Origin of the sequence: Pseudomonas edaphica (assembly GCF_005863185.1) — a bacterium.
Taxonomy (GTDB): Bacteria; Pseudomonadota; Gammaproteobacteria; order Pseudomonadales; family Pseudomonadaceae; genus Aquipseudomonas; species Aquipseudomonas edaphica.
Genome location: NZ_VBVZ01000327.1, coordinates 1 through 6,957 on the forward strand (window position 1 = coordinate 1; position 6,957 = coordinate 6,957).

At 60.6% G+C, this 6,957-nt stretch carries 4 protein-coding genes; all 4 read right to left on the bottom strand.

The window, feature by feature from the left end; all coding sequences use genetic code 11:
* Window positions 1-111 precede the first annotated feature (111 nt).
* The 4 genes from pstA to FEM54_RS20240 all read right to left on the bottom strand — a co-directional run bounded on the left by pstA (window position 112) and on the right by FEM54_RS20240 (window position 6,950).
* Window positions 112-1,782 carry a phosphate ABC transporter permease PstA gene (gene pstA / locus FEM54_RS20225; RefSeq protein ID WP_017135800.1) on the bottom strand — a complete coding sequence of 557 codons (1,671 nt, stop codon included), beginning with the start codon at window positions 1,780-1,782 and terminating at the stop codon, window positions 112-114.
* Between the two features lie 15 nt (window positions 1,783-1,797).
* Window positions 1,798-3,831, bottom strand: coding sequence for an ABC transporter permease subunit (locus FEM54_RS20230; protein WP_171045872.1), 2,034 nt, complete (start codon window positions 3,829-3,831; stop codon window positions 1,798-1,800).
* Between the two features lie 521 nt (window positions 3,832-4,352).
* Window positions 4,353-5,339, bottom strand: a complete 987-nt coding sequence (locus FEM54_RS20235) for a phosphate ABC transporter substrate-binding protein PstS (protein ID WP_017135798.1) — start codon at window positions 5,337-5,339, stop codon at window positions 4,353-4,355.
* Between the two features lie 330 nt (window positions 5,340-5,669).
* A complete protein-coding gene (locus FEM54_RS20240; RefSeq protein ID WP_138452658.1) occupies window positions 5,670-6,950 on the bottom strand; it encodes an MFS transporter in 1,281 nt (426 codons plus the stop codon).
* Window positions 6,951-6,957 lie beyond the last annotated feature (7 nt).

Here is a 6,957-nt window from a genome sequence, read left to right on the forward strand (position 1 = left end):
TGCGAGCTGGGCTTGCCCGCGATGCAGGCACCGCGGTGTGTCAGCCACACCGCGATGATGCTATCGCAGGCAAGCCAGCTCCCACACAAGCCGGCCCCACAGGGAATCGCTTTAGCTGTCCAGCGCCTTGTATTTTTCGCGCAGGTGGTTACGAATCCACACCGCCGACAGGTTGAGCGTGGCGATCACCAGCACCAGCAGCAAGGCGGTGGCGTATACCAGCGGTCGTGCGGCTTCGACGTTGGGGCTCTGGAAGCCAACGTCATAAATATGGAAGCCCAGGTGCATGATTTTCTGGTCAAGGTGCAGGTACGGGTAGTTGCCATCCAGCGGCAGCGACGGTGCCAGTTTCACCACACCCACCAGCATCAGCGGCGCCACTTCACCGGCGGCACGGGCCACGGCGAGGATCATGCCGGTCATCATCGCCGGGCTGGCCATCGGCAGCACAATCTTCCACAGCGTTTCCGCCTTGGTTGCGCCGAGTGCCAGGGAACCCTCACGCACGGTACGAGGAATCCGCGCCAGGCCTTCTTCGGTGGCCACGATCACCACCGGCACCGCCAGCAGCGCCAGGGTCAGCGAAGCCCACAGCAGGCCCGGCGTACCGAAGGTCGGCGCCGGCAGAGCTTCAGCGAAGAACAAACGGTCGACCGAGCCACCCAGTACATACACAAAGAAGCCCAGGCCGAACACGCCGTAAACGATGGCCGGTACGCCGGCCAGGTTGTTCACCGCGATACGGATAATGCGGGTCAGGGTGTTCTGTTTGGCGTATTCACGCAGGTACACCGCCGCCAGCACGCCGAACGGGGTCACGATCATCGCCATGATCAGCGTCATCATCACGGTGCCGAAGATGGCCGGGAAGATCCCGCCTTCGGTGTTGGCTTCCCGTGGGTCGTCGCTCAAGAATTCCCAGACCTTGCTGAAGTAGAAACCCACCTTGGTCAGGGTGCCCATGGCGTTCGGCTGGTAGGCGTGCACCACTTTGCCGATGCCGATTTCGATTTCTTTGCCGTTGCCGTCGCGGGCCGTCAGGCTGTCGCGGTTGAACTGGGTGTGCAGGTCGGCCAGGCGCGCTTCGATGTCCTGGTAACGGGCATTCAGCTCGGCGCGGCCGGAGTCCATGTCGGCCTGGGCGGCAGCGTCGAGCTTGCCTTCCAGCTCCAGCTTGCGGCCGTGCAGGCGGATGCGCTCCAGGCCAGCGTTGATCGCGCCGATGTCGGTTTTCTCAAGGCTCTTGAGCTGGGCCGCCAACTTGTTCACACGATCGACGCGGGCTTGCAGCTCCGGCCATGCGGCTTCGCCTTCGGCGATCACCTTGCCATCTTGCTTGACGTTGACCAGGGTGCCGTAGAAGTTGCCCCACTCACGACGCTCGATGGCCATCAGGTTCTTCGGGGTGGTCTGGTCTTTCAACCACTCGCCGACGATCCAGGTGAAGTCGTTGCCATTCAAGTCGCGGTTACCGACCTTGATCAGCTCGCGGGTCATGAATTCCGGGCCTTGGTCCGGCACCGGCAGGCCCGCGCTTTTCAGGCGTTCGCGCGGCACTTCTTCCTTCTGCACCACTTCGCCGATGACGATATGGTTTTCCTGGCCAGGCACGCTGTAGTTGGCCTGGATCAGGTCGGCCGGCCAGAAGTGGCCCAGACCACGCACGGCAATCACGGCCAGCAAACCAATGGTCATGATGACCGCGATGGACACCGCGCCACCGCTGATCCAGACGCCGGGGGCGCCGCTCTTGAACCATCCATTCAGGGAGTTCTGTTTCACAGACTTCTACCTTTCTTAAAGCGACGAGTATTTCTTGCGCAGACGCTGACGGATCAGCTCGGCGAGGGTGTTCATGATGAAGGTGAACAGCAGCAGCACCAGCGCCGAGAGGAACATCACGCGGTAGTGACTGCCACCGACTTCCGACTCAGGCATCTCCACCGCAACGTTGGCCGCCAATGTGCGCAGGCCTTCGAACAGGTTCATCTCCATCACCGGGGTGTTGCCGGTGGCCATCAGCACGATCATGGTTTCACCCACTGCGCGGCCCATGCCGATCATCAGTGCGGAGAAGATGCCCGGGCTCGCGGTCAGGATCACCACGCGGGTCATGGTCTGCCATGGCGTGGCGCCCAGGGCCAATGAGCCCAGGGTGAGGCCGCGCGGCACACTGAACACGGCGTCTTCGGCGATGGAGTAGATGTTCGGGATCACCGCAAAACCCATGGCCAGACCGACGACCAGGGCGTTGCGCTGGTCGTAGGTGATGCCCAGGTCGTGGGAGATCCACATGCGCATGTCGCCGCCAAAGAACCAGGTCTCCAGGTACGGGCTCATGTACAGCGAGAGCCAGCCCACAAACAGGATCACCGGAATCAGGATCGCACTTTCCCAACCATCCGGAACGCGCAGGCGCAGCGATTCAGGCAGGCGGCTGAAGACAAACCCGGCGACCAGGATGCCAATCGGCAGCAACATCAGCAGGCTGAAAATCCCCGGCAAGTGCCCTTCTACATAAGGCGCCAGGAACAGGCCGGCGAAGAAGCCGAGGATCACCGTCGGCATCGCTTCCATCAGTTCAATCACCGGCTTGACCTTGCGGCGCAGGCTCGGGGCCATGAAGTAAGCGGTGTAGATTGCCGCGGCAACTGCCAGTGGCGCCGCCAGCAACATGGCGTAGAACGCAGCCTTCAGGGTACCGAAGGTCAGCGGGGCCAAACTCATTTTGGGTTCGAAGTCGGTGTTGGCGGCGGTCGATTGCCAGACGTATTTAGGCTCGTCGTAGTTTTCGTACCAGACCTTGCTCCACAGCGCGCTCCAGGACACTTCCGGGTGCGGGTTGTCGAGCAGCAGCGGTTGCAGCTTGCCGCCGGCTTCGACGATCACGCGGTTGGCGCGTGGCGACATGCCGAACAGGCCTTGGCCATCCACCACCGGATCGACCAGCAGCGTGCGGTGCGCGGTACTGTGGAACACGCCGAACTTGCCGGATGCGTCCAGGGCGGTGAAGCCTTTGCGACGCTCCTCGGCGGTGATTTCAACGATTGGCGCGGTGCCCATCTGGAAGGTGCGGATCTGCTTCAGGCGTTGCTCGCCGTCCGGGTCACGGGCCATGAACCATTGGGCCAGGCCGCCCTTGGAGTTACCGACGATCAGCGAGATACCGCCCACCAGCTGGGTGCTGGCAGTGATTTCGGCGTTGCCGTCTTCCAGCAGTTTGTAACGACCGTTGAGGCTCTTGTCGCGCAGGCTGAACACATCGGCGAGCGCACGACCGTTGATCACATACAACCACTGCTGGCGTGGGTCGATGAAGATTGCCTTCACCGGTTCGGTCATTTGCGGCAGCTCGATACGCTTCTGCTCGCTGGTGACTTCACCGGTCATCATGTTTTCTTCGCGGCTCAGGCTCAGTACGTTCAAGTACGAACCCGCGGAACCTGCAACCACCAGCGACGAGTCAGTGGCGTTGAGGGCGACGTGCTCCAGCGGGCGGCCCTGCTCGTCGAGGACGATGGGCGTTTCGCCGTAGGGGTATTCAATGGCCGGCGTAATGGTCTTTTTGCCTTCCGGGTACGACACTTTATAAGTGTGGCGGAACACCAGGGACTGGCCATTGGACAAACCGAGGATCACCAACGGGCTGCCTGGCTGGTCCTTGCCGATCGAGATCACAGTGGCGCCAGCAGGCAAAGGCAGGTCGACACGTTTGAGCTCGGCACCGGTGCTCACATCAAAGAACAGCGCCTGGCCCTTGTCGGAAACCCGCATGGCAACTTGGTTCTGTTCTTCGAGGGAGATCATCAACGGCTTGCCGGCGTCCTGCATCCAGGCGGGTGTCAGCGCGTCTTCCTTGGTCAGCGAAGCACCTTGGAACAAAGGTGCAACGACATAAGCCAGGAAGAAGAAGATCAGGGTAATTGCGCCGAGCACGGCGAGGCCGCCGATCAACACATACCAACGGGTCAGGCGATCTTTGAGCGCGCGAATGCGGCGCTTGCGTTGCAGCTCAGGCGTATTGAAATCAATACGCTTGGGGGGAGAAGTCGTCGTCATGGTGGAATTGGCCAGATCATTCATGCGCACACCCTAGCGATCCTGTATGACAGAAAGATGACAATGCAGTGACGCAAGAAATCCGCCGCGTAGCAGGGCTGGCAGCGGATTAAAGAATTAGAGGTGTAGACGGGCTTGAAGAGTAAGGGGTTACTGTGGCGAGCAAGCTTGCTTGCGCTGGGGGCCGAAGCGCCCCCAAGGCTTGCGACTGCTACGCAGTCGAACGGGAGCAAGCTCCCTCGCCACAGCAAGCCCGCTTCCACAGGGCCCGCTGCTACACCGGTATTGCAGGCTTAGTTGCCTTCTTTCAGGCCCAGGTCAGCCAGTGCCTTGGCGGCAACTTTGGCTGGCAGTGGGATGTAACCGTCTTTCACTACTACTTCCTGGCCCTGTTTGGACAAAACCAGTTTCACGAACTCAGCTTCCAGCGGGGCCAGAGGCTTGTTCGGGGCTTTGTTGACGTACACGTAGAGGAAACGCGACAGCGGGTATTTACCGTTCAGGGCGTTTTCTTCGCTGTCTTCGATGAAGTCAGTGCTGCCTTTCTTGGCCAGGGCCACGGTCTTCACGCTAGCAGTTTTGTAGCCGATGCCCGAGTAACCGATGCCGTTCAGCGAGGAGCTGATCGACTGCACGACCGAAGCCGAGCCTGGTTGTTCGTTCACGTTTGGCTTGTAGTCGCCTTTGCACAGGGCTTCTTCTTTGAAGTAGCCGTAGGTGCCGGATACCGAGTTACGACCAAACAACTGAACCGGCTTGTTGGCCAGGTCGCCGGTCACACCCAGGTCGCCCCAGGTTTTAACATCGGCTTTAGCGCCGCACAGACGAGTCGAGGAGAAGATCGCGTCGACTTGTTCCATGGTCAGGTGCTGGATCGGGTTGTCCTTGTGCACAAACACAGCCAGGGCATCCACGGCAACCGGGATAGCGGTTGGCTTGTAGCCGTACTTCTGCTCGAAGGCCGCCAGTTCGGTGTCCTTCATCTTGCGGCTCATCGGGCCCAGGTTGGAGGTGCCTTCAGTCAGCGCAGGAGGTGCAGTGGCGGAGCCGGCAGCCTGAATCTGGATGTTGACGTTCGGGTATTCCTTTTTGTAACCCTCGGCCCACAGGGTCATCAGGTTAGCCAAGGTATCGGAACCGACGCTGGACAAGTTGCCCGACACACCAGTGGTCTTAACGTAAGCCGGGATTGCCGGATCAACACCAGCGGCCACCGCGTTGGCGGTCGCAACGCCAGCAGCGACAAAAGTCATTGCCGCCATCAAACGTTTCAGTTTCATGCCTTGCTCCTAGCAGATAGGGATAGTTGGATCGGGGCCAAGTATCGGTAGGCCGTGTGAACACTCTATGTCTGGAATATGACAATTAGATGAAAGGCCAGTATTTATGAAGAACCTGACAGGAAGGGGGAAGTGCAATAAATCCGGGGCTTGCGAGGAGGTTTAGGCGGCTGGAGCGATGTTTCGGAAACACTCTGTAATCGTTGCTGGCATTGATCCTTCCCACGCTCTGCGTGGGAACGCATCCAGTGACGCTCTGCGTCACGACCTTCAAAAGCGGACGCAGAGCGTCCAGGCCGGCATTCCCACGCAGAGCGTGGGAACGATCATTCAGCGCCCGCGCTTCCACAGGTAGCCGCCCACCGCCATCCCCATTACACACAGGACAGCCACGTAGTAAGCAGGCCCCATCGGGCTTTCCTTCATCAGCAGCGATACCGCCAGTGGCGTCAAACCACCAAATACGGCGTAGGCCACGTTATAGGAGAACGACAAACCGCTGAAACGCACCACTGGCGGGAATGCTTTCACCATCACGTAAGGCACTACACCGATGGTGCCCACAAACAGGCCGGTCAACGCGTACAGCGGGAACAACCAGTCCGGGTGGGCCATCAGGCTGTGATACAGCGTCCAGGAAGTGGCCAGCAGCAACGCGCAACCGGTGACCAAAACGCGACCGGCACCAAAACGGTCAGCCAGCGCGCCGGACGCAATGCAGCCCAGGCTCAGCGTAACGATCGCCAGGCTGTTGGCTTGCAGCGCAACCGTCGGGCTGAAGTGGTAGATGGTTTGCAGCACGGTCGGGGTCATCAGGATGACCACAACCACACCCGCCGACAGCAACCACGTCAACAGCATCGACAGCACGATGGCGCCACGGTGGTCACGCAATACCGCGCGCAATGGCAACTCGGCAGCCAGGGTTTTGCGCTGCTGCATCTCAGCGAAGATCGGTGTTTCATGCAGCCAACGGCGCAAGTACACCGACAGCAGGCCGAACACACCCCCCAGCAGGAACGGGATACGCCACGCGTAATCCGAGACCTGCTCCGGGGTATAGAGGGTGTTGATGGCGGTAGCCACCAGCGAACCCAGCAGGATACCGGCGGTGAGGCCGCTGGTCAGGGTGCCGCAGGCATAGCCGATGTGGCGCGGCGGCACGTGTTCGGAGACAAACACCCAGGCGCCAGGTACTTCGCCGCCAATGGCGGCGCCCTGGATGACGCGCATCAGCAGCAACAGCAGCGGCGCCCACAGGCCGATCTGTGCGTAGGTCGGCAGCAGGCCCATGATCAGGGTCGGCACGGCCATCATGAAGATGCTCAGGGTGAACATTTTCTTGCGGCCCAGCAGGTCACCGAAGTGCGCCATGATGATGCCGCCCAGCGGGCGTGCCAGGTAACCGGCGGCGAAGATGCCGAAGGTCTGCATCATGCGCAGCCATTCGGGCATGTCGACGGGGAAAAACAGCTTCCCGACCACGGTAGCGAAAAACACGAAGATGATGAAGTCGTAGAATTCCAGCGCCCCGCCCAAGGCAGACAGCGAAAGGGTTTTGTAGTCGTTGCGGGTCAGCGGGCGCGAAGGTTGCGCGCTGCTTGCGGGCACGGAGGAC